Source organism: Pseudomonas sp. WS 5078, assembly GCF_012985745.1.
Classification (GTDB): Bacteria; Pseudomonadota; Gammaproteobacteria; order Pseudomonadales; family Pseudomonadaceae; genus Aquipseudomonas; species Aquipseudomonas lundensis_A.
Window position 1 is genome coordinate 167,154 of record NZ_JAAQWX010000010.1, and the last position, 24,255, is coordinate 191,408.

A 24,255-nucleotide genomic window follows, 5' to 3' on the forward strand; every position below is an offset into this window, starting at 1 on the left:
CTCGGATGCGATGACCTTATAAAAACACTCAATACTTGTACAAGGTATTTGACTTGTACAAGATCAAGCCTATGATGACCTTAAGTTGTACATCACACAAAAGATGTACAAGTAATTCTTGGAGGTTCATCACATGGCCAGCGCCGTCTCAGCTCATGACAAACCGAAAATCGCCATCAGCGCTTGCCTGCTGGGAGCCGAAGTTCGCTTTAACGGCGGGCATAAAGAGTCGCGCCTGTGCAGCCAGGCCCTGAGTGAACATTTCGACTTTGTGCCGCTGTGCCCCGAGGTCGCCATCGGCCTTGGCATACCCCGTCAACCTATCCGTCTGATTGGCAACCCTGAACAGCCACTGGCCGTCGGCAGCGTCGACAGCGCGCTGGACGTGACCCGCCCCCTGCATGACTACGGCGTGGAAATGGCTGCCGAACACACCGACATTTGCGGCTACATCTTTATGCAAAAGTCGCCTTCCTGCGGGCTGGAGCGGGTCAAGGTCTATCAGGACGGTGGGCGCCCGGCCGAACTCAGTGGCCGCGGCATTTATGCCCAAGCCTTCTGTGACGCGCACCCCGACCTGCCGGTGGAAGAAGACGGGCGATTGAATGACCCGGTACTGCGCGAAAACTTCATGACCCGCGTGTACGCCTACCGTGACTGGCAAGTACTGCTCAAAGAAGGCATCACACGGCGCAGCCTGACCGAATTCCATGCCCGCTATAAATACCAGCTGATGGCGCACCATCCGGCCCAATACAAAACCCTGGGCAACCTGCTGGGCAGCCTTGGCAAGCAGGACCCGCGCACGGTAGCGCCGCAGTATTTCAGCGAGCTGATGAAAGCCCTTAAGCGATGTGCCACCCGCCGCACTCACACCAATGTGCTGCAACACTTGTGCGGCTACCTCAAACAATCCATTAGCAGTGCTGACAAGCAGGAAATTCAACAGCTCATTGGCCAGTACTTGCAGGGCATTGTGCCTTTAGTCGTGCCACTGACGCTGCTCAAACATCACTTCCGCCAGCACCCGGATCCCTACATCTCGCGTCAGGTTTACCTGCAACCGCACCCGGAAAATCTCAGCCTGCGGAATGCCATCTGACCATGAATGACGACCTGATCATGTCCAATACACCCGACACGGACTACAGCCAGGCCTTGGCTGAAGGCTGGCTGCCGATACGCGATGTGTCGCGTATCACGGGGGTTAACGCCGTGACCTTGCGTGCTTGGGAGCGCCGCTATGGGCTGATCGTGCCGCACCGCACAGCCAAGGGGCATCGCCTGTTTTCCACCGAGCACATCCAGCGAATTCAGCAAATTGTGTTGTGGCTCAACCGCGGCGTCGCTGTCAGTCAAATCAAACCCTTGCTGGATGCACCCAGCCCTTGCGATGAAACAACCGGCAGTGACTGGCAGGTATGGCGTCAAACCCTGACACAAGCCATCAGTGAACTGGCCGAGCGCCGCCTCGATGATTGTTTTAACCAAGTCATGTCGCTCTACCCTACGCGCCCTCTGTGCGAACAGCTCTTGATCCCGCTGCTCGATGAGTTGGAACAACGCTGGCAGGGTCAGTTCGGTGCCCAGCTGGAGCGTGTGTTCTTCCACACCTGGTTGCGCAGCAAGCTGGGCGCCCGGATTTATCACAACAACCGCTCGCTCAAAGGCGCTGCGGTATTGCTGATTAATCACTCGGACCTGCCCTTCGAACCTCACTTGTGGCTCACCGCTCTGCTGGTCAGCAGCAGCCATTGCCCGGTTGAAATGTTTGATGCCCCCTTGCCTGCGGGCGAGCTCGGGCTGGCCGTTGAACGGCTGCAACCCAAAGCCGTGGTGCTGTACTCCAGCAAAACCCTGAATACCCAAGCACTGGGCAAATTACTGAACGGCATCGACTGTCCGACGTTGATAGCCGGCCCCAGCGTACGCATCCATTACGACGTGCTGTGTGTAAGCACAACCGAGATCGCAGGACTGTGCCTGGCCAATGACCCGATGGAAGTGCACCAACGCCTCAATCAACTCGGGCTTTTGTAACGCTCTGCCATGGGCTTAAGGAAATGACATGCAACTTATCTGGCTACGAAGCGACCTGCGTCACGTTGATAACACCGCCCTGAGCGCGGCGGCAGAGCGCGGGCCTACGCTGGCTGTCTACATAATCAGCCCCGAGCAATGGCTGATGCATGATGACGCGGCATGCAAAGTCGACTTCTGGCTACGTAATCTGGGCGCCCTGAACGAGCGTCTGCAGCAACTCAATATTCCCTTGTTGATTCGGACTGCTCCTACGTGGGACCAAGCACCTGCCGTTCTCCTGGACCTGTGTCAGCAGCATGGCATTCAAGCGCTGCACACCAATCAGGAATACGGAATCAACGAAACCCGTCGCGACCAGGCAGTCGCTCAAACCCTCGAAGCTGAAGGTATCGCGTTTCACAGTTACCTCGACCAACTGCTGTTTCAGCCGGGCAGCATTCTGACGCAGTCCGGCTCGTACTTTCAGGTGTTTAGCCAATTCCGTCGAATTTGTTATAACCGTTTGCACATGGCCTTGCCGCAGATCCTTGCAGCACCTGAGGCTCAAGCGCCCTTAAATATCAAAAGCGACCCGATACCTGCCTCCGTCGAAGGGTTTGCCACACCCGACGACGCGCTACGCGCTTTGTGGCCGGCGGGCGAAGAAGAGGCCCTGGCGCGTCTTGAACGCTTCGCCGATGAACACATTCACTATTACAAAGACGAGCGCGACCTGCCGGCCAAGCCGGGGACCAGCCAACTTTCCGCCTACTTGGCAGCGGGCGTGATTTCCCCGCGCCAATGCTTGCATGCGGCATTGATGAGCAACAACGGCGAGTTCGAAAGCGGCAGTCCCGGCGCCTTCACCTGGGTCACCGAATTGCTGTGGCGCGAATTTTATAAGCACATTCTGGTCGGTTACCCACGCGTCTCTCGCCATCGCGCTTTCCGCCCCGAAACAGAATTCATGCCATGGCGCGATGCTCCTGAAGAACTGGCCGCCTGGAAAGAGGGCCGTACGGGCTTCCCGATCATTGATGCGGCGATCCGCCAACTGTTGCAAACGGGCTGGATGCACAACCGCCTGCGCATGGTAGTGGCGATGTTCCTGACTAAAAATCTGCTGATCGACTGGCGCGAGGGCGAACGCTTCTTTATGCAGCATTTGATTGATGGCGATTTGGCGGCCAACAACGGCGGCTGGCAGTGGAGCTCCTCCACCGGAACCGATTCAGTCCCGTACTTCAGAATTTTCAATCCTTTGAGCCAGTCTGAGCGCTTCGATCCCGACGGAGCCTTTATTAAACACTGGCTCCCCGAACTGGCGGACCTCAATAAAAAACTGGTCCATAACCCGGCGTCGGCTGGCGGCCTGTTTGGTATCGCCAACTATCCTGCCCCTATCGTGAACTTGAGCCAAAGCCGCGAACGCGCGTTGAGCGCATTCAAAAACCTGCCGTCAAAAAACATGTTAGAGGTGAGCCATGGTTAACGGGCGCAGAATCTGGCTGACCGGTGCCAGCAGCGGCATCGGTGCGCATATGGCGCAAGAGCTACTTGAAAAAGGCGCTCGGCTCGCCCTGACTGCACGCAACCTGCAACCCCTTTCAGCCTTGTCTGAGCGCTATCCCGGACAAGTCTTGCTTGTCCCCGGGGATTTGACTGACAGCGCTCAGGTGCGCGACATCGGCATGAGCATTGCCCAGACTTGGGGCGCGCTGGACACCGTGATTCTCAACGCGGGCACGTGCGAATACATCGATGCAGATCACTTTGACGGCGGCCTCATCGAACGCGTGGTACGCACCAATTTATTGGCCACCGGGTATTGCATCGAGACTGCACTCCCTTTGCTGCGCGCCGGTTCGCGCCCGCACCTGGTAGGTGTCGTCAGCTCTGTCACCTATTGGGCATTGCCCCGGGCCGGGGCTTATGGCGCGTCCAAGGCAGGGCTGCGCTATCTGCTGGAATCGCTACGGCTCGATCTTGCGCACGAAGGTCTGGACGTCACCCTGGTCAGCCCCGGCTTTGTTGATACGCCGTTGACTGCAAAAAATGATTTTCCGATGCCCATGCGCTGGTCCGCACCCAAGGCGGCACAGCATATTTGCCAGCGCCTGGAAAAACGCCCGCTGGAGATCGCATTTCCAACCCCTTTCATCGTGCTGTTACGTCTGCTCGCCAGCCTGCCCAAGCGCCTGCAAGTGGCACTCGGCAAACGTCTGGCACGTAATGGCGAGAAAACAAAATCATGAAAATCGCGATCATCGGCAGCGGCATATCAGGTTTGACCTGTGGTTATTTACTGCACAAGACCCACGACATCAGCGTCTTCGAAGCCAGCGACTGGATCGGCGGCCACACCCATACCGTCAGTGTTGACGTCAACGGGCAAACCTATGCCGTGGACACGGGATTCATCGTTTTCAATGATTGGACCTACCCCAACTTCATCAAACTGATGGAGCAGTTAGGCGTTCGCTCCAATGCCACTGAAATGAGCTTTTCCGTGCACGACACGGACACTCGGCTTGAATACAACGGCAATACGCTCAACAGCCTGTTTGCCCAGCGCAGTAATCTGCTATCGCCTGCGTTTTGGGGGATGTTGCGCGACATTTTGCGTTTTAACCGCGAAGCCGTACGCGACCTGGACGAGCACCGAATCGCCGCTGACACCCGGCTCGGTGACTATTTGCAACAGCGCGGCTATGGCGAACGCTTTATTGAGCACTACATCGTGCCGATGGGCGCCGCCATCTGGTCGATGTCACTGGCCGACATGCTGACGTTTCCGCTGCAATTCTTCGTACGTTTTTTTAAGAACCACGGCCTGCTCAGCGTCAGTAACCGCCCGCAATGGCGTGTGATTGAGGGAGGCTCAAGCGCTTACGTCAAACCGTTGAGTGCCGGGTTTGTTGATCGAATCCACCTTAATTGCCCGGTGACTCAGGTCGAGCGGTACGAGCAAGGCGTGCTCGTCCACACCGCTGCAGGTGTTGAGCGGTTCGACAAAGTTATTTTTGCCTGCCACAGCGATCAGGCCCTCGCATTGCTGGCCGAGCCTTCAACGGCTGAAAAGGAAATCCTCGGCGCCCTGCCCTACGCCGACAACGATGTTGTGCTGCATACCGATACGCGCCTGTTGCCTGACCGAAAACTGGCGTGGGCCAGCTGGAACTATCGCCTGGGCTCAGCCGTACAAAAACGCGCTGCCGTGACCTACAACATGAACATCCTGCAAGGTATTCAGAGCGAGAACACGTTCTGCGTCAGCCTTAACCAAACGTCAGCTATCGATCCTTTGAAGGTGTTGGCCAGCTTTACCTATGCCCACCCGCAATACAGCTTGCAGGGCATTGCCGCACAAGCGCGGTGGCAAGAACTGCTGGGCGCGCACAACAGCTATTTTTGCGGCGCCTACTGGGCCAATGGTTTCCATGAAGATGGTGTCGTCAGCGCATTGCGTGTGGCCAACGCCTTTGGGCATCGCTTATGAACAGCGCCCTGTATAGCGGGTGGATCGCCCATCGGCGCTTCTCGCCCACTTCCCATGCGTTTCGTTACCGCATCGGGCTGCTCTATCTCGATCTGGATGAACAGGACGCGGTATTCGGGCTGTCCACGCTGGCTGGAAAAAGCCGACTGGCGCCATTCTCTTTCCGTGAAACCGATTACCTGAAAACCTACACCCAGTCAGGCATGCGCCTGATCGACGCGGTGCGCCAACAAGTCGGTATCGCGTTGGGGCACACCCCACAAGGCGCAATCCGCCTGCTCACGCAACCGCGCAGCTGGGGGCTTTCGTTCAACCCGGTGAGTTTTTTTTACTGCTTTGAGGCTGACGGCGCACTGGCTGCTGTCTTGTGCGAAGTGACCAATACGCCCTGGCGCGAACGCTATCACTATGTACTCCCGGCACAAGGAGACGGTTTTCAGCACGTCGCCGTGGCCAAGGCCTTCCATGTTTCGCCGTTTTTACCGCGCGATGTGCAATACCGCATGAGCTTCAGTGCGCCCGATGCGCGTCTCGGCGTGCACATGGCTGACTGGCAAGGTGAGCTAAAGCTGTTTGATGCCACCCTCAATCTGCAACGTACGTCGTTGGACCGTGCGGGGCTGCATCGCTACTTGCGCCAGTTCCCGTGGATGACTGCCAAGACGTGCGCGGCGATTTACTGGCAAGCCGTACGGTTATTTCTAAAACGAACACCGATTTTTTCCCATCAGGCCGCCGATGGCGCCTTTCGCATTGCTGCTGCGCATAACAAGGAACAACGCCATGAAAAGCCCTAGCCTGGTGAGTAAACCTTCATTGTCGAGTACCCATAACCTGACCAGCGCGTTATTGCGCCGCGGGGTGATCCGTCAACTGGACCAGCTGAAAAACGGCCATTTGACCGTCGTCGAAAAAGGCGAGCGCCGGACATTCGGCGACCATGGCGCAGGGCTTGTGGCCGAGGTTCACATTCACGACGCCAGCGTGTGGGGCATGATCGCCAGCAACGGTTCCATCGGCGCCGGCGAAGCCTTTATCCATGGCTATTGGAGCTCGCCAGACCTCACAAAAGTGATCCGTGTACTGGTCAGCAATCTGGACGTGCTGGATGCCATGGAAGGTGGTTTGGCACGTCTGGGCCGCCCATTCATTCGAGGCCTGCACTGGATCAATCGCAACACACGCAAAGGGTCGCAAAAAAACATTGCGGCGCATTACGACCTGGGCAACGAGATGTTCGAGCAGTTTCTCGACCCGACCATGATGTATTCCGCCGCACAGTTCCTGACGGCCGAAGACACGCTGGAGCAGGCGCAGCTTAATAAACTGGAGCGTATCTGCCAGAAACTCGGGCTGACGGCCGACGACCATTTACTGGAAATCGGCACCGGCTGGGGCAGCATGGCGTTGTTTGCCGCGCAGCAATACGGGTGCAAGGTCACTACCACCACATTGTCCAAGGCGCAGTACGACTACACCCTTACTCGGATCAATGCACTTGGCCTACAAGATCAGGTGACACTGCTGCTTGAGGATTACCGCGATCTGACAGGGCAATACGACAAGTTGGTGTCCATCGAAATGATCGAGGCTGTCGGTCATCGCTTCTTGCCCAGCTACTTCAAACAGTGTTCGCACTTGCTCAAGCCCCACGGTTTGATGCTGTTGCAAGCGATCACCATCCGCGAACAACGTTATGAGCAGGCAAAACGCAGCGTGGACTTTATCCAGCGCTATATTTTCCCCGGCGGCGCCTTGCCCAGCGTGCAGAAAATGCTCGAAATCGTCGGTCAGGACACCGACATGAACTTGATGCACATGGAAGACTTCGGCCTGCATTACGCCAAAACCCTGCACCTGTGGCGTGAGAACTTTCGACGTGCCCATGGCCGTTTGACTGAGCTGGGCTACGACGACTACTTCCTGCGGCTGTGGGAGTTTTACCTGTGCTACTGCGAAGGCGGCTTTCTGGAGCGCAGCATTGGCACCGCACAATTGCTGTTGGCCAAACCGGGCGCCACGATCCAGCCGCTGCTGGGTCGACTCGATGCTTAACAAGACACTGGCCAACGCCGCGCTGTTTCAAGTCGGCTGGTTTGCCTGTGTACTGGGCGGCCACAGCGGCTGGCTACTGCTGGCAGCCGCAGCCTTGGCCATTCAAGTGCTGTGGATAAAAGCGGACATCCGCCTGGTGTTGCTGGTGTGCGCGCTGGGCAGCGTCATCGACAGCGTCCTGTTGAACGCGGGCGTGTTTGCATTCGACAGTCCCGGGAGGATCATCCCGTTCTGGTTGATTATGCTGTGGGCTTTGCTGGCCACAACGTTGAATCATTGCCTGGCGTGGACCGCGAAACCGGTCTGGCTGTGCGCCGTACTGGGCGCCGTGTCAGGCCCTCTTTCGTATTACGCGGGGCAGCGGCTGGGTGCGGTGGCGTTTCCGTTAGGCCTGTGGCCAACCCTGATCGGGCTAGGTCTGCTATGGGGCGGGTTGTTCCCGACCCTGCAATGGCTGGCAGGTAAATTTTCACACCCGGCAAGATAAGTGCAGCTATCAGCTCTTTCACACCTTGATGCGGCACTGCCTTACACTGCGCGCCTATGACCACCATCCCGCTGACTGAAATTACCGAACCCGCCGTCACATGTTCAACATGCGCGGCGTGCTGCTGCCAACTCGAAGTGATGCTGATCACCGACACGGGTGTGCCCGAGCGCTTTATCGACACGGATGACTGGGGCGGCGAAGTGATGTTGCGCCTGGACGATGGCTGGTGTGCAGCCCTGGACCGCAACACCATGATGTGCACCATTTACGAAAAGCGTCCGCTGATTTGCCGCGAGTTCGAAATGGGCGAGGTCGAATGCCTTAACGAGCGTCAAGGCATTGCCACCGCGTATCGCTAACGTTACAGCGGCATTGTGTAATGCAGGGCGTAGCTCTCCACCCCGTCATTGGTGCTGGAAAGCCCGGCGTTGGAGTAATGCGTCGCACGAATCCCGACTTCATGACCGCCGTTAAAGCGCAAGCCAACACCAATGCGGTCTTCAAACTGGAAAGCCGTGCCCAGCTTTTGTTCTTCCACTTCGGTCTTGGAGAACAAGGCCATGCCGATCCCCGCTTCGATATAAGGTTTCACCGTTTCACCGGCAAACTCGTACACAAAGACAGGTGAGAACGACAGGCTGTTACTGCTGGATGACTTTTTGCCATCCCAGTACGTGTAAGCGCCATCCCAATAGCCGGTCAGACGACCGACATCACTTTGTAGCCAGCTCTTGTCCCAATCGGACTTCAAGCCCAAGCGATAGGTCATGCTCGACTGGCTTGTGTGCCCTACCCCAAACTCGATACCGGCCGCTTGTGCCGTATAACTGTGCCCCAGAACAGTTGCTGCAAAAGCAGCCAAGCCTAAAAAGCGCTTCATAAGAAAATCCTATTTTCGTATGCATAGGTCATTGGTTGTGTGCCCCATCAGGCAGGCGTTATGAATCCAATCACAACGTGAAAGTTCAACCCATTTGAACGGACACACATTTTTTACAGGGCGAAGCTTCGCACAACGCCAGACTTATTCCACAACGCGGGTAGGATATTTCTCATCTGTTCAGGTGAAGCGCTCGTCCAAAACTGGGTTTCTTGAGCCGGCCCTGTCGCCAACAGCCCACGTTCACCGAGTAAACGCTGCAGTTGACGGGCTACAGCCGCACCGGTGTCAATGAGGATGATCGAGGGGGGGAGCATTTGGCTGAGCAGAGGCTTGAGGAAGGGATAGTGGGTACACCCCAGGATGATCGTGTCGCACCCCGCCGCGAGCAGCGGCTCGACATAGCCGCACAACAGTGTGCGCAAGGCATCGCTGTGCAGGTCACCCGTTTCGATCAATTCCACCAGACCGGGGCAAGGCTGGGTGATAACGCGGACATCGCTGGCAAACCGATCCAGCAACGCGGCAAATTTTGCGCTCTGCAAGGTGCCAGTGGTGGCCAGGACGCCCACAACACCTGTGCGCGTGGCGGCCGCTGCGGGTTTGACAGCCGGTTCCATGCCAACAATTGGCCACTGCGGGAAGTGTTGGCGCAAGTCTGCCACCCCAGCGACGGTGGCGGTATTGCAGGCCAATACGATGGCTTTGGCGCCCTGCTGCTGGAAGAAGTCAGCAATAACCGCACAACGTTGACGAATAAATTCCGGGGATTTCTCGCCATACGGAATATGCCCGCAATCACCGACGTACAACAGCGATTCATTGGGCAGTAAAGCGCGAATCTCGTTTAGCACTGACAACCCGCCGACACCCGAGTCGAAGACGCCAATCGGTGCTTCACTCATGGGCTGAACCGCATACGCTGCAAGCGGGGTCACGCTTGACCCGCAACTCGCGGAAATGCGTTCCCATGGCATCAATCAACAACAAGCGACCGACCAGCGGCTCACCAAAGCCAGCCAGCAGCTTCAAGGCTTCGAGGGCCTGCAAACTGCCGACCAAGCCCACCAGCGGGCCGATAACGCCTGCTTCGCTGCAGGTCAATTCATCGTCGCTGCCGTGCCCGTACAAACAGTGGTAACAAGGGCTGGCGGGCTGGCGCGAATCGAATACCGACAACTGACCTTCCAGGCGGATGGCCGCACCGCTGACCAGCGGTTTGCGCGCGGCAACACAGGCCCGGTTAACCGCCTCACGGGTGCCAAAGTTATCGCAACAGTCGAGCACCAGGTCCACGGCAGCGACCGCATCAGCCAGTGAGTCTTCGTCCAGTGCCGCGCGATGGGCAATCAGTGTGAGGTCCGGGTTGATCGCAGCAAGCCGCTTCAGGGCGGAGTCAACCTTGCTCTCACCGACGCTGGCCGTGTCGTGCAAAATCTGGCGTTGCAAGTTGGTCACATCGACGCTGTCGAAATCGGCCAAATGCAACTCGCCCACTCCCGCGGCGGCCAGGTACAACGCCACCGGCGAGCCCAACCCGCCAAGCCCGACGATGAGCGCACGGCTGTTTTTGAGCGCCAGCTGGCCCTCGATATCGACCTGTGGCAGCAGAATCTGTCGGCTGTAGCGCAACAGTTCCAGATCGGTCAGCACGGCAGGCGGCCCAGCGTAATGCGTTCGTGGCTCCCCAGGTCCTTGCGGCTGGCAACCTCCACGAAGCCTGCGCCTTGCAACAGATTACGCACGGCAGACGCCTGGTCATAACCATGCTCAAGCATTAACCATCCACCGGCATTCAGGTGTTGCGGGGCCGCAGCGACAATCTCGCGAATATCATCCAGCCCGTCAGCACCGGCAACCAGCGCACTTTCGGGTTCGAAACGCACGTCCCCTTCATCCAGATGCACATCCCCGACCGCAATGTAGGGCGGGTTGCTGATGATCAGATCAAATCGGTGGCCTGCCAACGCGCTGAACCAATGGCTGTTGAGCACGCTGACATTATTCAAAGCAAGCCGTTGCCGGTTGCGCTCTGCCAGGGCTACGGCTTCGAGGATACGATCAACGGCAGTGACCTTCCATGCCGGACGTTCACTGGCCAGTGCCAAGGCAATGGCGCCGCTGCCAGTACCGAGATCCAGCACGCTGGCCGGGGTTGCAGGCAGCAATTGCAGGGCCGTCTCCACCAGCAATTCGGTATCCGGACGCGGGATCAAGGTGTGCGGCGCAACTTCCAGGTCGAGCTTCCAGAAACCTTGCTGCCCCAGAATGTAGGCCACAGGTTCGCCCCCGCGGCGGCGTTGCAGGAAGTCGGCAAAGGTCAGTGCGGCTTCGCTGCTGACAATTTTCTCGGGCCATGTGTGCAAGTAACTGCGCGACTTGCCCAAGGCTGCGGCCAACAACAGCTCTGCATCCAGACGTGCAGTCGGCGAATCGGGCAATTGGGCGGCGCGCAACAAGCTGGCAATAATGGTCATTTATTCACCCAGGGCTGTCAGTTGGTCAGCCTGATATTCCGCTAACAACGGTTCGATCACAGCTTCAACGCCACCAGCGAGCACTTCATCCAGTGAGTACAAGGTGAGGTTGACGCGATGGTCAGTCACTCGCCCTTGGGCAAAATTGTAGGTGCGAATACGCTCGGAGCGATCCCCCGACCCCACCAGCAGTTTGCGTTCACTGGCAATCGCATTGGCTGCGGCACTGGTTTGCTGGTCATTCAATTTAGCTGAAAGCCACGACATCGCCCGCGCACGGTTTTTATGCTGGGAGCGTTCTTCCTGACACTCCACCACAATGCCCGACGGCAAGTGCGTGATGCGGATAGCGGAGTCCGTTTTGTTTACGTGCTGCCCACCTGCGCCCGAAGAACGGTAGGTGTCGACGCGCAAATCGGCCGGGTTGATCTCGATGGCTTCTTGCTCATCAGGCTCAGGCAATACCGCGACAGTGCAGGCCGAGGTGTGAATACGCCCTTGGGATTCTGTCGCCGGGACGCGCTGCACACGGTGAACGCCTGACTCAAACTTCAGCTTGCCGTACACGTTCTCGCCTTCAACCCGCGCAATGACTTCTTTATAGCCGCCATGCTCGCCCGGGTTTTCCGACAGAATTTCCAGCCGCCAGCCACGCCGCTCGGCGTAGCGGGAATACATACGAAACAGATCGCCAGCGAAAATCGCGGCTTCATCGCCGCCGGTGCCCGCCCGGATTTCAAGGAAGACGTTACGTCCGTCGTTCGGATCCTTGGGCAACAACATGCGCTGCAAGTCACCTTCGAGTTCAATCAGTCGCTCTTTGGCTTCGCGCACTTCCTCGACCGCCATTTCACGCATGTCGGGGTCGCTGTCTTTGAGCAATGCTTGAGCGCCTTCCAGGTCGCCCTGAACTTTTAGCCATTGGCCGTACGCACCAACTATGGGCTCAACTTCGGCGTATTCCTTGGAATACGCACGGAATTTGGTTTGATCCGAGATGACTTCGCCATCGCCAAGCAATGCGGTCAGTTCCTCAAAACGGTCCTGGAGGATGTCCAGCTTATTAAGCAGTGACGCTTTCATTACGATTTTTTATCCGCAGAGCTATCCGATGAGCCCTCACCGAGGGCAAAAAGTTCTTGGGCCATGGCCAGCGCATCAAGGCGGCCTTCGGCGGAAAGCTTTTTCAACTGCACGCTGGGAGCGTGCAGCAACTTATTGGTCAGACCGCGAGCCAATTGGGCCAGCACATCTTCAGGGTTACCGCCATTGGCGAGCATTTTTAACGCTTTTTGCAGCTCTTCATCGCGCAGGCGCTCCCCTTGCTGACGGTAGGCCTTGAGCACATCCACTGCCGCCAACTCACGCAAACGCACCATGAATTCTTCGGCGCCGATGCTGACCAGTTCTTCCGCGGCTTGCGCCGCGCCCTGACGGCTCTTGAGGTTTTCAGCCACCACTTCGTGCAGGTCGTCGACGGTGTAGAGGTAAACGTCGTCCAACTCGCCGACTTCTGGTTCGATATCGCGAGGAACAGCAATGTCGACCATAAAGATCGGTTTGTGCTTGCGCAGCTTCAGCGCACTTTCAACCGCGCCTTTGCCAAGAATTGGCAACTGACTGGCCGTAGAACTGATGACGATGTCGCTGTGCACCAGCTCTTGAGGAATGTCCGACAACAACACAGCATGCGCGCCGAATTGTTCGGCCAACAGACTGGCGCGCTCCAGCGTACGGTTAGCAACCACGATACGTTTCACCCCCAAGTCATGCAGGTGGCGGGCAACCAGGGTTATGGTTTCGCCAGCCCCTATCAGCAATGCCTGGCTGCGCTGCAAGTCACTGAAGATCTGCTTGGCCAGACTGACCGCGGCAAACGCCACGGAAACCGGGTTTTCGCCGATGGCCGTGTCGGTGCGCACTTGCTTGGCCGAGTTGAAGGTGGCTTGAAACAGACGCCCCAGCAACGGCCCGACGGTGCCCGCTTCGCGCGCCACGGCATACGCCGACTTCAACTGGCCGAGAATTTGCGGCTCGCCCAGCACCAGTGAGTCAAGGCCAGCGGCCACACGCATCATGTGACGAACGGCAGCATCGTCTTCATGGATGTAGGCGCACGACTTCAATTCTTCAAGGTCGAGCTGATGATAATCGGCCAGCCATTTCAGGACGGTATCGGCTGAAATCTGGTCTTGCTCTATATACAGCTCACTGCGATTGCAGGTTGAGAGGATCGCAGCTTCACGACTGTCGGTCAGTCGGCAGAGCTGCTGCAAGGCCTCAACCAACTGCTCCGGGGTAAAAGCCACGCGCTCGCGGACGTCTACTGAAGCAGTCTTGTGGTTAATACCGAGTGCAAGGAAGGCCATTCAAGATCGCTGATGATGACGAGAAGCCGGCAATTGTCCTACTTCGTCAGATTGAGAACAACCATTGCTGACTATTGTCTCTATAGTTAAGGTCTGTTGACGCCCAATTAGCCATCATGTGCATCCTGATATCGATAGTCGCAGCCGTTAGGTTTGCCCTTTCGCATGTGTCATGATGCCCCGACCGCAGGTAAGTCGCCCTTCTCTTATATGAATAGATCCTCCGCGTTGCTCCTTGCTCTCGTCTTCCTCAGTGGCTGCCAGGCCTTGGCTCCCACGTCGCCGGATGAATCGTCCGCGCTTGAAGACGCCACTTCCGCGCCCGAAAAGCCAAAGGTCTACAGTTCTTTCAGCGAAGACACGCTGTACAGCCTGTTGAGTGCCGAACTGGCGGGGCAACGTAATCGTCTGGACATTGCGCTGGACAACTACGTGACCCAGGCCATCAATACGCAGGACCCGGGTATCTCCGAGCGCGCATTTCGCATCGCCGAGTATCTGGGCGCCGATCAGGCCGCACTCGACACGTCGCTGATCTGGGCCAAAAACGCCCCGGACGACCTTGAAGCCCAACGCGCCGCCGCCATTCAACTGGCGCGCAACGGCCGTTACGACGATTCCATTGTGTACATGGAAAAGGTCCTGCAAGCCAAAGGCGATACTCACTTCGACTTTTTAGCGTTGTCGGCTTCTGAATCAGACCCCGAAACCCGCAGTGGCATGTTGAAAAGCTTCGACAACCTGCTCGCCCGGCATCCGGATAACGGCCAGCTGATTTTCGGTAAAGCCTTGCTGATGCAGCAGGATGGAGACGCAGAAGGCGCGCTCAAATTACTTGAGAAAAATCCGCCGCAAGCCGGTGAAGTCGCACCCGTGTTGTTGCGTGCCCGGATCCTGCAAAGCCTCAATCGCGGCGATGAAGCCCTGCCGTTATTGAAAAAAAGCATCCAGCAATACCCGGATGACAAGCGGCTGGCCCTCACCTACGCACGCGCACTGGTTGAGCAAAACCGTATGGATCAGGCAAAGGCGCAATTTGCCAGCCTGGTTCAGCAATACCCTGAAGACGATGAGCTGCGCTTTTCCCTGGCGCTGGTGTGCCTTGAGGGCAAAGCCTGGAACGAAGCTGAAGGCTATCTGCAAGAACTGATCGAACGCGACAGCCACGTGGACTCCGCCCACCTGAACCTCGGCCGTATCGCTGAAGAACGCAACGATCCGCAAGGCGCGTTGATTGAGTATGCTCAGGTTGGCCCCGGCAATGACTACTTGCCCGCCCAGTTGCGTCAGGCCGATATCCTGATTAACCACGGTCGGGGTACGGAAGCCTCTGCCAAATTGGCGGCGGCCCGCGACGAGCAACCTGATTACGCTATTCAGCTGTTTTTGATCGAAGCAGAAACGCTGAGCGCGAACAATCAGACAAACCGCGCCTGGGATGTCCTGCAACAAGCGCTGAAACAATACCCGGATGACCTGAATTTGCTCTACTCGCGCGCCATGTTGGCCGAGAAGCGCAACGACCTGCCCCAGTTGGAGAAGGACCTGCGCGCCATCATCGCCCGCGAACCTGACAATGCCATGGCATTGAACGCACTGGGTTACACCCTGTCAGATCGGACAACACGTTACGCCGAAGCCAAAGCGCTGATTCAACAGGCTTATGACATCAACCCCGACGATCCTGCCGTGCTCGACAGCCTGGGCTGGGTAAATTACCGCCTCGGCAACTTGAATGAAGCCGAGCAGTTATTGCGCCAAGCGCTGGATCGCTTCCCGGACCAAGAAGTCGCTGCTCATCTGGGGGAAGTGCTTTGGGCCAACGGCAAACAGCGTGAAGCCAGGCAAGTCTGGGCCAAGTTCCTTAAAGACAACCCAGAAAGCCCTATCCTGCGCAAAACCGTTTTGCGTTTGACCGGATCCGAGACTCTCTAAATCATGCTTTATCGCAATCTGCGACACCTTATCGCCTTTAGCCTGATCGCCTTGCTGGCCGGTTGTTCGATGTTTGGCGCCCGCGAATCGGTCGAAGGCCATGGCAGCCCCGCACTGTGGGCCGAACACAAACAGCATCTGACCCAGCTCGACGGTTGGCAGATCAACGGCAAAGTCGGCATCCGCGCCCCGAAAGACTCGGGCAGCGCCACACTGTTCTGGCTGCAACGCCAGGATTATTACGACATTCGCTTGTCCGGCCCACTCGGCCGTGGCGCGGCACGCCTGACCGGGCGCCCGAGCAAAGTCACGCTGGAAGTGGCCAATCAGGGCCGATACGATGCCGCATCCCCGGAGGAGCTACTCGGTGAACAACTGGGCTGGAGCTTGCCAGTGTCGCACCTGGTGTGGTGGGTTCGCGGCTTGCCAGCACCGGGTAGCAAGAGTCGCGTAGCCTTGAATGCAGACAGCCGCCTGGGCGAACTGGAACAGGACGGCTGGAAAATCGAATACCTGAGCTACGTTGAGCAAAACGGCTTCTGGCTCCCGGAGCGGGTAAAACTGCACGGAACTGATTTAGACGTCACCCTGGTGGTGAAAGATTGGCAACCCCGTCAGTTGGGACAATGACATGCAAAACGATCCATTAATTTTGCCCTCCCCGGCAAAATTAAATTTGATGCTGCATATTCTCGGCCGCCGCGAAGATGGCTATCACGAACTGCAAACGCTGTTTCAATTCCTCGACTATGGCGATGAAATGACGTTTTCAGTGCGAGAGGACGGACAAATTCGCCTCCTCACTGAGTTTGCAGGCGTGCCGCACGATCAAAACCTGATTGTGAAAGCGGCTCGACACCTTCAGGCACAATCCGGTTGCACGCTGGGTATTGATATCCGCATCAAAAAAATTCTCCCCATGGGCGGTGGAATCGGTGGCGGAAGCTCCAATGCCGCGACGACATTGCTAGGCCTTAACCACCTTTGGAATCTGGGCTGGAACCTGGACAAGCTCGCAACGCTGGGGCTAAGCCTGGGCGCGGACGTGCCAGTTTTCGTTCGGGGGCACGCAGCATTTGCCGAAGGCGTTGGTGAGATCCTGTCACCCGAATACCCCGAAGAGCCGTGGTATGTCGTACTGGTCCCGCAAGTCTCTGTAAGCACAGCAGAAATTTTTTCGCATCCTTTGTTGACACGTGACTCTTTGCCCATTAAAGTGCGCCCCGTTCCCAAGGGAAACAGCCGAAACGACTGCGAAGCAGTAGTAACGGAGCTTTACCCAGATGTACGTAAGGCTTTGAATTTGTTAGGTAAATATACCGAAGCAAAATTAACTGGAACTGGAAGTTGTATATTTGGGGCCTTCCCAAACGAAGCAGATGCTGATAAAGTCCTGCACCTTCTTGCAGACACCCTTACAGGGTTTGTAGCCAAAGGAAGCAACGTTTCGATGTTGCACCGAAGACTACAAGATCTGTCAAAGGAAACGGGTACACGGTACTCGTAGCAACAGATACAGGGGCGTCGCCAAGCGGTAAGGCAGCAGGTTTTGATCCTGCCATGCGTTGGTTCGAATCCAGCCGCCCCTGCCATTTCTTATACTCATCCAGGTTACCCTCAGCCTTCAGGTACTGCGCGTGTCCAAGATGATGGTCTTTACGGGGAACGCTAACCCCGATCTGGCTCGGCGTGTCGTACGTCAGCTGCATATCCCACTCGGTGACATTTCTGTCGGTAAGTTTTCCGACGGCGAGATTACCGCTGAGATTAATGAAAATGTCCGCGGTAAAGACGTTTTCATCATTCAGCCGACTTGTGCTCCGACCAACGATAACCTGATGGAACTCGTCGTGATGGCTGATGCCTTCCGCCGCTCCTCAGCGACTCGTATTACTGCTGTTATTCCTTACTTTGGTTATGCCCGTCAGGATCGCCGTCCGCGTTCCGCACGTGTGGCTATCAGCGCAAAAGTTGTTGCTGACATGCTTACCGTTGTCGGCATTGACCGTGTTCTCACGGTTGATTTGCATGCTGACCAAATCCAGGGTTTCTTCGATATTCCTGTAGATAACATCTATGGCTCCCCAGTATTGGTGGATGACATCGAAGATCAGCGCTTTGAAAACCTTATGATCGTGTCCCCGGATATCGGCGGCGTCGTGCGTGCACGTGCTGTTGCCAAATCCCTGGGCGTTGATCTGGGTATCATCGACAAACGCCGTGAGAAAGCCAATCACTCGGAAGTGATGCATATCATTGGTGATGTCGAAGGGCGTACCTGCATTCTGGTTGATGACATGGTCGATACCGCCGGCACTTTGTGCCACGCGGCTAAAGCCTTGAAAGAGCATGGCGCTGCCAAAGTGTTCGCCTACTGCACACACCCTGTGCTGTCGGGTCGGGCAATCGAGAATATCGAAAATTCCATGCTGGACGAGCTGGTGGTGACCAACACCATTCCGCTGTCCGCAGCCGCACAAGCCTGTTCGCGTATCCGTCAATTGGATATCGCACCGGTTGTGGCTGAAGCGGTTCGCCGCATCAGCAACGAAGAATCGATCAGCGCGATGTTCCGATAAGGGCCCTGCCCTTCACGAATGTCTCGTTGACGAAAAGCGCCCCGCCCCAACAGCCTGTTGGGGCGGGGCTTTTTTGCCCATACCGTCCATAGCGCTGGTCGCAAACGCTAGGCCGGATGTGGTTATTTTGGAGATACAACATGAACGAATTTACTCTGAATGCTGAAGTGCGTTCCGACCTGGGGAAAGGTGCGAGCCGCCGCCTGCGTCGTCTCGCAAGCCTGGTTCCAGCTGTAGTTTACGGTGGCGAAAAAGCCCCTGAATCCATCAGCCTGCTGGCTAAAGAAGTTGCCAAGCTGCTCGAAAACGAAGCGGCTTACAGCCACGTTATCGAACTGACTGTTGGCGGCACTAAGCAAAACGTAATCATCAAAGCTCTGCAGCGTCACCCGGCCAAAGGCCACGTGATGCACGCTGACTTCGTACGCGTTGTTGCCGGTCAGAAGCTGACTGCAATCGTTCCAGTTCACTTCGTTGGTGAAGCTGCTCCGATCAAGAAAGGCGGCGAGATCTCGCACGTTGTTGCTGAAATCGAAGTTTCCTGCCTGCCAAAAGACCTGCCTGAATTCATCGAAGTTGACCTGGCTAACGCCGAAGTCGGCTCGATCATTCACCTGTCGGACATCACCGCTCCTAAAGGCGTTGAGTTCGTAGCACTGGCACACGGTAACGACCTGGCAGTAGCCAACGTTCACGCTCCACGTGTTGCACCAGAAGCTGAAGCAGAGTAATTCATTACTCTGTCTGGAGTTTTGAGGAACATCGCGAGCTAACACGCAGCGAGTAAAGCGGACAAGATCGCGAAGTTTACTCATGTAAACCCGCATTTTTGTCCGTTTTCGCCGCTACTGTCAGCGGTGATGTTATCCACAACTCCATAGAAGGGCCCTTGTCGTGACCGCCATAAAACTGATCGTTGGCCTGGGAAATCCAGGCACCGAATACGAACAGACCCGGCATAACGCAGGGGCCCTTTTTGTTGAGCGTCTCGCGTCGGCACACGGGGTCAACCTCGTTGCGGACCGCAAGTATTTTGGCCTGACCGGGCGATTTAGCCATCAGGGTCAGGATGTTCGTCTGTTGATTCCCACCACCTATATGAACCGAAGCGGCCAAGCCGTTGCGGCGCTTGCCGGTTTCTACCGTATTGCACCCGAATCCATATTGGTGGCCCACGACGAACTCGATCTCCCGCCAGGCGTTGCCAAGCTTAAACTGGGTGGCGGCCACGGAGGTCACAACGGGCTGCGCGACATCATCGCGCAACTGGGGAACAACAATAATTTCTACCGTCTGCGGCTCGGCATTGGCCACCCAGGCGTCGCCAGCATGGTCTCCAATTTTGTCCTGGGTCGCGCGCCGCGCGCCGAACAGGAAAAGCTGGATGCCAGCATCGATTTTGCCCTCGGCGTGCTGCCGGATATCCTCGCCGGGGAATGGAACCGTGCGATGAAAAACCTGCACAGCCAGAAGGCCTGACTCTTTATCCGAGGGGAAACACCATGGGATTCAACTGCGGCATCGTCGGCCTGCCTAACGTCGGCAAGTCCACCCTGTTCAACGCCCTGACCAAATCCGGTATTGCGGCTGAGAACTTCCCCTTCTGCACGATCGAGCCTAACACCGGCATCGTGCCGATGCCCGATTCGCGTCTGGACGCACTGGCTGCCATTGTGAACCCGGAGCGCGTGCTGCCGACCACCATGGAATTCGTCGATATTGCAGGCCTGGTAGCGGGCGCCTCCAAAGGTGAAGGCCTGGGTAACAAGTTCCTGGCCAACATCCGCGAGACCGATGCAATCGCTCACGTTGTCCGCTGCTTTGAAGATGAAAACGTGATCCACGTTTCCAACAGCGTTGACCCGAAACGCGACATCGAAATCATTGACCTTGAACTGATCTTCGCTGACCTCGACAGCTGCGAAAAACAGTTGCAGAAAGTGGCGCGCAACGCCAAAGGCGGCGACAAAGAAGCCGTGGCTCAAAAAGCCCTGCTTGAACAGCTGATCGCCCACTTCACCGAAGGCAAACCAGCCCGCAGCCTGATCAAGAACATGTCCGCAGACGAAAAAGCCATCATCCGTGGCTTCCACCTGCTGACCACCAAGCCGGTGATGTACATCGCCAACGTGGCTGAAGACGGCTTTGAGAACAACCCGTTCCTCGACGTGGTCATGGCCATAGCCGAAGAAGAAGGTGCAATGGTAGTTCCGGTCTGCAACAAGATCGAAGCTGAAATTGCCGAGCTGGAAGAAGGCGAAGAAAAGGACATGTTCCTGGAAGCGCTGGGCCTCGAAGAGCCAGGCTTGAACCGTGTTATCCGCGCCGGTTACCAGATGCTGAACCTGCAAACCTACTTCACGGCTGGCGTTAAAGAAGTACGCGCCTGGACTGTGAAAGTGGGCGCAACGGCCCCGCAGGCCGCCGCAGTGATTCACACCGACTTCGAAAAAGGTTTCATCCGCGCCGAAGTCATCGCCTACGACGATTTCATCCAGTACAAGGGTGAGGCTGGCGCCAAGACTGCTGGCAAATGGCGTCTTGAAGGCAAGGACTACATCGTCAAAGACGGTGACGTTCTGCACTTCCGTTTCAACGTGTAACCATTACACGTATAAAAACCGCGCTCAGGCGCGGTTTTTTTTGGCCCCGCAATTGATTCAAGTCCCTTCGCGCACCCTGCCCGCCCGCTAAGGTCTATGGTTATCACCACGGTCAATCAACATTGGGAGCCTGAATGATTACCCGCCCCAACTTCCTGAGTCGCTACATCGATTCGCTGGTCGAGAAAATCAAATCCCGCTGGTCTTCAGGGTGGCGTGATGCACTGGCTTCGGCTATCGCCGCCGCGCTGGCATGGGTTCTGGCCAAGCATTTGTTTGGGCATGAGCATCCGGTATTTGCCGCCATCAGCGCCGTCGTCTGCCTGGCACCCGGGCTGCCCAGCCACGGCAAACAAGCCGTAGGACTGATGGTGGGTGTCGCCACCGGGATCATCGTGGGCGAAGCGGCGCTCTGGCTGCCTGACGGCTACCCGTTGCTGCGTATCGGGTTTGCCACGTTTTCGGCCATCGCCATCGCGGCGCTCTATGGCTTGGGGGCGGTAGTGCCGATCCAGGCGGGGGTTTCCGCCGTCCTGATGCTCGCTGTCGGGCCTGAAAGCGCCGGGTTTGTTCGCATGCTGGATGTGTTGGTCGGCGCCGGCGTGGGGTTGGTGTTCAGTCAAATCCTCCTGACCCCTAACCCCATAGGAATCATTGATAGCTCGGCCAAGGATTTGCTGGAAAAGCTGGCCAGAGGGTTCAGTAAAAACCTGCAATCGCTGGAAGAGAACGACGCCAACAAAGCCAAAAATGCCGTGCTGATTTTCTCTGCGGCCCACGACAGCCTCATCGCGCTCGAAACAGGCATCAGTAGCGCCCGCAATACTGCGCGCTGGACGTTGCGCGGACGCTTTGTATCGCGGGAGGTCAAAGATATCGCCAGCCGTTACGAGCGTCATGCCGTACGCCTGTACGCCAGCTCGCTGCTGTTTGCAGAAGCCTTTGCCGATGCCTTGCGCAAGGAGCAGGGATCGCCGCCTGCGTCATTGCACGAGCGGCTGGCGAGCGTGGCATCGGGCTGTGCAGCGATCGCCAGTGACAATGAGCGCCCAGTGTTGCTGCCCGTGGCGCCCGACGATGTCGCAGATGCAGTGTCGGGCCCCTGGCAACTGTGCATGCAGCACTTGAGCACCGTTGAAAGCGCTCTCCTGACGTTTGGTTTTACGACTCAAAGCGAAAAGCTTGCCCCTTAAGCACCGGTACAGAGGCTTGCTTCGCCGCTCAGGCTTTTCGGGTACGCGGCAAAAATATCGCTAGTACACCCAGCAGCGGCAGGTACGAACACAGGGTATACACGTACTCAATACCGTGAATATCTGCCAGATGCCCCAGCAGCGCGGCACCAATCCCGCCAAAACCAAACATCAGGCCAAAGAAGATACCGGCGATCATGCCCACGTTCCCTGGCACCAACTCTTGGGCATACACCACAATCGCCGAAAACGCCGACGCCAGGATAAAACCGATGACGACGCTCAATACGCTGGTCCAGAACAGGTCCGCATAGGGCAGCAGCAGGGTGAACGGTGCCACGCCCAGAATCGAGAACCAGATCACGGCTTTACGGCCGATGCGGTCGCCAATCGGCCCCCCAAAGAACGTACCCGCCGCGACTGCTCCAAGGAACAGGAACAAGTACATCTGCGAGTTGGCAATGGAGACGCCGAATTTCTCGATCAGGAAGAAGGTGTAATAGCTGGTCAGGCTCGCCATGTAGAAATACTTGGAAAACACCAGCAGCCCCAACACCACCAACGCGCTCAACACCCGTTTTTTAGACAAGCCGTGGGTAGCCTTTTGCCCGGCTTTGAGCTTGAACAGATTCAAGTGGCTGCGATACCAGCGGCTGATCGCATACAGCAAGCCAACGGCGAACAATGCAAACAGGCCAAACCAGGCCACATTGCCTTGCCCGAACGGAATGATGATCGATGCGGCAAGCAATGGACCGAACGCAGAACCGGCATTACCGCCTACCTGAAACGTGGATTGAGCAAAGCCATAGCGCCCGCCCGAGGCCAGACGCGCGACCCGCGAAGCCTCCGGGTGAAAGGTCGACGACCCGATGCCCACTAGCGCGGCGGCCAAGAGGATCAACGGGAAACTGCCGACTTGTGACAGCATTAAAATCCCCACCAGCGTGCACACCATGCCTGCTGGCAATAGCAACGGGTTAGGATGGCGGTCGGTGTAATAACCGACCCAAGGCTGCAACAGCGATGCCGTCATTTGAAACGTCAGGGTAATCAGGCCGATCTGGGTGAAGGTCAGGTCATATTTGGCCTTGAGCATCGGGTAGATCGAAGGCAGGACGGCTTGAATCAAGTCATTAATCAGATGCGCCAGCGCCACCGCACCAATAATGCGTAGCACCAGCGGGCTGGTTTGAGGTGTTTGTGAGGCAGTCGTTGTTGTTTGAGCATTGCTAAGGGCCATGAGACTTTCCGTACATCAGGTGAATGCGCACTTGCAGGCCGGTCAATGTGCCATTTTTTAACAGGATATTGCCATCCAAACCCCGTAAATCCTTAAGCGGTTGATTGAACAAAGATTTTTTTTAGATATTTGCTTGACACATGCCCTGCTCGAAGGAATAATGCGCGCCATTGGCTACATAGCTCAGTTGGTTAGAGCATAGCATTCATAATGCTGGGGTCCGGGGTTCAAGTCCCTGTGTAGCCACCAAACACCGGTTTCAGATCATCGAAAGATGAAATGAAACCAACGAAAAAGCCCGCCTAGTGCGGGCTTTTTTGTGTCTGGGGGTTTCTCCTTGTCTCCCCCCTGTACCTTCCCTGCGTGTACCCCCTTCGTTACCAGTCGAATCGACGTGACACTCGCCATCAAGCGCTAGCGTTAAAAGACGTATGCAGCACAGCCGTACTCAATCCTCTCTGGCCTGATAAGTACTCTTTCAAGGCTTACCCTGAAGCTACCGCATATTTCCCAATGACAGGGGCTAGCCGCAGGTGAGCCCGCCCGGCCGGACTTTATAGGTGCAACCTCGCCCTCTGCGGTGTGAGATTTTCGCGAATGTGTAAAAAATGGCCGATTGATTGTCAGGTGATTTTTTTCAGCCTATCTTGAATAAAACCTATACAAATCATTTGATGCCGTACAAGTATCGAGGTCTGATTTGACGCTAATCGACAACGCCGTCGCAGCCTCCTCTACAGGGTAGCATGGCGCCAAGCTTGGCCCTCGTCACCTGAGTACTTCAGGGATTAAGGCAATGACCCGATTTCTGCTGTTACTGGCAATGGTACTCAGCGTCACGAGCTGTACCAGTGTGGATGTTGCCCGGTATGCGGATCAGCAACCGGCGTTGAATCTGGAGCATTTTTTC

At 56.7% G+C, this 24,255-nt stretch carries 24 protein-coding genes, 2 tRNA genes and 1 pseudogene; 20 read left to right on the plus strand and 7 right to left on the minus strand.

Features of this window, described 5'->3' with window-relative positions; genetic code table 11:
* The first annotated feature begins 133 nt into the window (after positions 1-133).
* Genes HBN68_RS15160 through HBN68_RS15200 form a run of 9 tightly spaced genes read left to right on the plus strand, consistent with a single transcriptional unit; the run spans position 134 to position 8,425 of the window.
* Positions 134-1,102: a DUF523 and DUF1722 domain-containing protein gene (locus HBN68_RS15160; protein ID WP_094992736.1), complete on the plus strand. Its 969-nt coding sequence runs from the start codon at positions 134-136 to the stop codon at positions 1,100-1,102.
* A gap of 2 nt (positions 1,103-1,104) precedes the next feature.
* Positions 1,105-2,040 carry a MerR family transcriptional regulator gene (locus tag HBN68_RS15165; protein WP_094992737.1) on the plus strand — a complete coding sequence of 312 codons (936 nt, stop codon included), beginning with the start codon at positions 1,105-1,107 and terminating at the stop codon, positions 2,038-2,040.
* Positions 2,041-2,068: 28 nt separating this feature from the next.
* Positions 2,069-3,514 (plus strand): deoxyribodipyrimidine photo-lyase, encoded by a 1,446-nt coding sequence (phrB, locus tag HBN68_RS15170; RefSeq protein WP_169964968.1) that lies wholly within the window; start codon positions 2,069-2,071, stop codon positions 3,512-3,514.
* Complete coding sequence (locus HBN68_RS15175) at positions 3,507-4,277, plus strand: SDR family NAD(P)-dependent oxidoreductase (RefSeq protein ID WP_169964966.1); 771 nt, start codon at positions 3,507-3,509, stop codon at positions 4,275-4,277. Before phrB ends, HBN68_RS15175 begins: the two co-directional genes overlap by 8 nt.
* The gene (locus tag HBN68_RS15180) at positions 4,274-5,521 is read left to right on the plus strand and encodes an FAD-dependent oxidoreductase (protein WP_169964964.1); all 1,248 of its coding nucleotides are present in this window, start codon (positions 4,274-4,276) and stop codon (positions 5,519-5,521) included. The genes HBN68_RS15175 and HBN68_RS15180 overlap by 4 nt, the downstream gene beginning before the upstream one ends.
* Positions 5,518-6,318, plus strand: a complete 801-nt coding sequence (locus tag HBN68_RS15185; RefSeq protein ID WP_169964962.1) for a DUF1365 domain-containing protein — start codon at positions 5,518-5,520, stop codon at positions 6,316-6,318. The genes HBN68_RS15180 and HBN68_RS15185 overlap by 4 nt, the downstream gene beginning before the upstream one ends.
* Positions 6,305-7,576 carry a cyclopropane-fatty-acyl-phospholipid synthase family protein gene (locus HBN68_RS15190; protein WP_169964960.1) on the plus strand — a complete coding sequence of 424 codons (1,272 nt, stop codon included), beginning with the start codon at positions 6,305-6,307 and terminating at the stop codon, positions 7,574-7,576. Before HBN68_RS15185 ends, HBN68_RS15190 begins: the two co-directional genes overlap by 14 nt.
* Positions 7,569-8,063 carry a DUF2878 domain-containing protein gene (locus HBN68_RS15195; RefSeq protein WP_169964958.1) on the plus strand — a complete coding sequence of 165 codons (495 nt, stop codon included), beginning with the start codon at positions 7,569-7,571 and terminating at the stop codon, positions 8,061-8,063. The genes HBN68_RS15190 and HBN68_RS15195 overlap by 8 nt, the downstream gene beginning before the upstream one ends.
* 56 nt (positions 8,064-8,119) lie before the next feature.
* Positions 8,120-8,425, plus strand: coding sequence for a YkgJ family cysteine cluster protein (locus HBN68_RS15200; RefSeq protein WP_047273326.1), 306 nt, complete (start codon positions 8,120-8,122; stop codon positions 8,423-8,425).
* Positions 8,426-8,427: 2 nt separating this feature from the next.
* On the opposite strand, the gene HBN68_RS15205 is transcribed toward HBN68_RS15200, so the two are convergent.
* The 6 genes from HBN68_RS15205 to hemA form a co-directional block, all read right to left on the minus strand.
* Positions 8,428-8,946 carry an acyloxyacyl hydrolase gene (locus tag HBN68_RS15205; protein ID WP_169893540.1) on the minus strand — a complete coding sequence of 173 codons (519 nt, stop codon included), beginning with the start codon at positions 8,944-8,946 and terminating at the stop codon, positions 8,428-8,430.
* A 113-nt stretch (positions 8,947-9,059) separates the two neighbouring features.
* Positions 9,060-9,851 carry a glutamate racemase gene (gene murI, locus HBN68_RS15210; RefSeq protein ID WP_169964956.1) on the minus strand — a complete coding sequence of 264 codons (792 nt, stop codon included), beginning with the start codon at positions 9,849-9,851 and terminating at the stop codon, positions 9,060-9,062.
* The gene (locus tag HBN68_RS15215; protein ID WP_094994789.1) at positions 9,844-10,599 is read right to left on the minus strand and encodes a molybdopterin-synthase adenylyltransferase MoeB; all 756 of its coding nucleotides are present in this window, start codon (positions 10,597-10,599) and stop codon (positions 9,844-9,846) included. The genes murI and HBN68_RS15215 overlap by 8 nt, the downstream gene beginning before the upstream one ends.
* Entirely contained in the window at positions 10,593-11,423 is an 831-nt protein-coding gene (prmC, locus tag HBN68_RS15220) for a peptide chain release factor N(5)-glutamine methyltransferase (RefSeq protein ID WP_169964954.1), read from the minus strand. The genes HBN68_RS15215 and prmC overlap by 7 nt, the downstream gene beginning before the upstream one ends.
* Positions 11,424-12,506, minus strand: a complete 1,083-nt coding sequence (gene prfA, locus HBN68_RS15225; protein WP_047292244.1) for a peptide chain release factor 1 — start codon at positions 12,504-12,506, stop codon at positions 11,424-11,426. It abuts the gene before it with no gap.
* Positions 12,506-13,792 carry a glutamyl-tRNA reductase gene (gene hemA / locus HBN68_RS15230; RefSeq protein ID WP_094994791.1) on the minus strand — a complete coding sequence of 429 codons (1,287 nt, stop codon included), beginning with the start codon at positions 13,790-13,792 and terminating at the stop codon, positions 12,506-12,508. The genes prfA and hemA overlap by 1 nt, the downstream gene beginning before the upstream one ends.
* Before the next feature lie 210 nt (positions 13,793-14,002).
* Between hemA and HBN68_RS15235 the strand changes: the two genes are divergently transcribed.
* The 9 genes from HBN68_RS15235 to HBN68_RS15275 all read left to right on the plus strand — a co-directional run bounded on the left by HBN68_RS15235 (position 14,003) and on the right by HBN68_RS15275 (position 22,102).
* A complete protein-coding gene (locus HBN68_RS15235; RefSeq protein WP_169964952.1) occupies positions 14,003-15,727 on the plus strand; it encodes a tetratricopeptide repeat protein in 1,725 nt (574 codons plus the stop codon).
* Positions 15,728-15,730: 3 nt separating this feature from the next.
* Complete coding sequence (lolB, locus tag HBN68_RS15240; protein ID WP_169964950.1) at positions 15,731-16,357, plus strand: lipoprotein insertase outer membrane protein LolB; 627 nt, start codon at positions 15,731-15,733, stop codon at positions 16,355-16,357.
* A 1-nt stretch (position 16,358) separates the two neighbouring features.
* Positions 16,359-17,234 (plus strand): 4-(cytidine 5'-diphospho)-2-C-methyl-D-erythritol kinase, encoded by an 876-nt coding sequence (gene ispE / locus HBN68_RS15245; RefSeq protein ID WP_169964948.1) that lies wholly within the window; start codon positions 16,359-16,361, stop codon positions 17,232-17,234.
* A gap of 10 nt (positions 17,235-17,244) precedes the next feature.
* Positions 17,245-17,319: transfer RNA gene (locus HBN68_RS15250), tRNA-Gln, on the plus strand.
* A gap of 45 nt (positions 17,320-17,364) precedes the next feature.
* The gene (locus HBN68_RS15255) at positions 17,365-18,306 is read left to right on the plus strand and encodes a ribose-phosphate pyrophosphokinase (RefSeq protein ID WP_003208392.1); all 942 of its coding nucleotides are present in this window, start codon (positions 17,365-17,367) and stop codon (positions 18,304-18,306) included.
* Between the two features lie 140 nt (positions 18,307-18,446).
* Complete coding sequence (locus HBN68_RS15260) at positions 18,447-19,037, plus strand: 50S ribosomal protein L25/general stress protein Ctc (protein ID WP_047273316.1); 591 nt, start codon at positions 18,447-18,449, stop codon at positions 19,035-19,037.
* A gap of 163 nt (positions 19,038-19,200) precedes the next feature.
* Complete coding sequence (gene pth / locus HBN68_RS15265; RefSeq protein WP_048375550.1) at positions 19,201-19,785, plus strand: aminoacyl-tRNA hydrolase; 585 nt, start codon at positions 19,201-19,203, stop codon at positions 19,783-19,785.
* 23 nt (positions 19,786-19,808) lie between these two features.
* The gene (gene ychF / locus HBN68_RS15270) at positions 19,809-20,909 is read left to right on the plus strand and encodes a redox-regulated ATPase YchF (protein WP_094994795.1); all 1,101 of its coding nucleotides are present in this window, start codon (positions 19,809-19,811) and stop codon (positions 20,907-20,909) included.
* 134 nt (positions 20,910-21,043) lie between these two features.
* Positions 21,044-22,102, plus strand: coding sequence for an FUSC family protein (locus HBN68_RS15275; RefSeq protein WP_094994796.1), 1,059 nt, complete (start codon positions 21,044-21,046; stop codon positions 22,100-22,102).
* A gap of 28 nt (positions 22,103-22,130) precedes the next feature.
* Here the strand turns inward: HBN68_RS15275 and HBN68_RS15280 are convergent, their stop codons facing one another.
* Positions 22,131-23,345: an MFS transporter gene (locus tag HBN68_RS15280; RefSeq protein ID WP_094994797.1), complete on the minus strand. Its 1,215-nt coding sequence runs from the start codon at positions 23,343-23,345 to the stop codon at positions 22,131-22,133.
* A 172-nt stretch (positions 23,346-23,517) separates the two neighbouring features.
* On the opposite strand from HBN68_RS15280, the gene HBN68_RS15285 reads away from it, so the two are divergent.
* Positions 23,518-23,594: transfer RNA gene (locus tag HBN68_RS15285), tRNA-Met, on the plus strand.
* Between the two features lie 547 nt (positions 23,595-24,141).
* Positions 24,142-24,255: pseudogene (locus HBN68_RS22270) on the plus strand (DUF3833 domain-containing protein); the annotation flags it as partial.

Excerpts from the sequence above, each read along its gene's own strand:
- murI (WP_169964956.1), bottom strand. The coding sequence starts at position 9,851 with ATGAGTGAAGCACCGATTGGCGTCTTCGACTCGGGTGTCGGCGGGTTG.
- prfA (WP_047292244.1), bottom strand. The coding sequence starts at position 12,506 with ATGAAAGCGTCACTGCTTAATAAGCTGGACATCCTCCAGGACCGTTTT.
- HBN68_RS15160 (WP_094992736.1), top strand. The coding sequence starts at position 134 with ATGGCCAGCGCCGTCTCAGCTCATGACAAACCGAAAATCGCCATCAGC.
- HBN68_RS15165 (WP_094992737.1), top strand. The coding sequence starts at position 1,105 with ATGAATGACGACCTGATCATGTCCAATACACCCGACACGGACTACAGC.
- ispE (WP_169964948.1), top strand. The coding sequence starts at position 16,359 with ATGCAAAACGATCCATTAATTTTGCCCTCCCCGGCAAAATTAAATTTG.
- HBN68_RS15280 (WP_094994797.1), bottom strand. The coding sequence starts at position 23,345 with ATGGCCCTTAGCAATGCTCAAACAACAACGACTGCCTCACAAACACCT.
- HBN68_RS15200 (WP_047273326.1), top strand. The coding sequence starts at position 8,120 with ATGACCACCATCCCGCTGACTGAAATTACCGAACCCGCCGTCACATGT.
- ychF (WP_094994795.1), top strand. The coding sequence starts at position 19,809 with ATGGGATTCAACTGCGGCATCGTCGGCCTGCCTAACGTCGGCAAGTCC.
- HBN68_RS15175 (WP_169964966.1), top strand. The coding sequence starts at position 3,507 with ATGGTTAACGGGCGCAGAATCTGGCTGACCGGTGCCAGCAGCGGCATC.
- prmC (WP_169964954.1), bottom strand. The coding sequence starts at position 11,423 with ATGACCATTATTGCCAGCTTGTTGCGCGCCGCCCAATTGCCCGATTCG.
- HBN68_RS15185 (WP_169964962.1), top strand. The coding sequence starts at position 5,518 with ATGAACAGCGCCCTGTATAGCGGGTGGATCGCCCATCGGCGCTTCTCG.
- lolB (WP_169964950.1), top strand. The coding sequence starts at position 15,731 with ATGCTTTATCGCAATCTGCGACACCTTATCGCCTTTAGCCTGATCGCC.
- HBN68_RS15195 (WP_169964958.1), top strand. The coding sequence starts at position 7,569 with ATGCTTAACAAGACACTGGCCAACGCCGCGCTGTTTCAAGTCGGCTGG.
- HBN68_RS15190 (WP_169964960.1), top strand. The coding sequence starts at position 6,305 with ATGAAAAGCCCTAGCCTGGTGAGTAAACCTTCATTGTCGAGTACCCAT.
- HBN68_RS15180 (WP_169964964.1), top strand. The coding sequence starts at position 4,274 with ATGAAAATCGCGATCATCGGCAGCGGCATATCAGGTTTGACCTGTGGT.
- HBN68_RS15260 (WP_047273316.1), top strand. The coding sequence starts at position 18,447 with ATGAACGAATTTACTCTGAATGCTGAAGTGCGTTCCGACCTGGGGAAA.
- phrB (WP_169964968.1), top strand. The coding sequence starts at position 2,069 with ATGCAACTTATCTGGCTACGAAGCGACCTGCGTCACGTTGATAACACC.
- HBN68_RS15235 (WP_169964952.1), top strand. The coding sequence starts at position 14,003 with ATGAATAGATCCTCCGCGTTGCTCCTTGCTCTCGTCTTCCTCAGTGGC.
- HBN68_RS15275 (WP_094994796.1), top strand. The coding sequence starts at position 21,044 with ATGATTACCCGCCCCAACTTCCTGAGTCGCTACATCGATTCGCTGGTC.
- HBN68_RS15205 (WP_169893540.1), bottom strand. The coding sequence starts at position 8,946 with ATGAAGCGCTTTTTAGGCTTGGCTGCTTTTGCAGCAACTGTTCTGGGG.
- hemA (WP_094994791.1), bottom strand. The coding sequence starts at position 13,792 with ATGGCCTTCCTTGCACTCGGTATTAACCACAAGACTGCTTCAGTAGAC.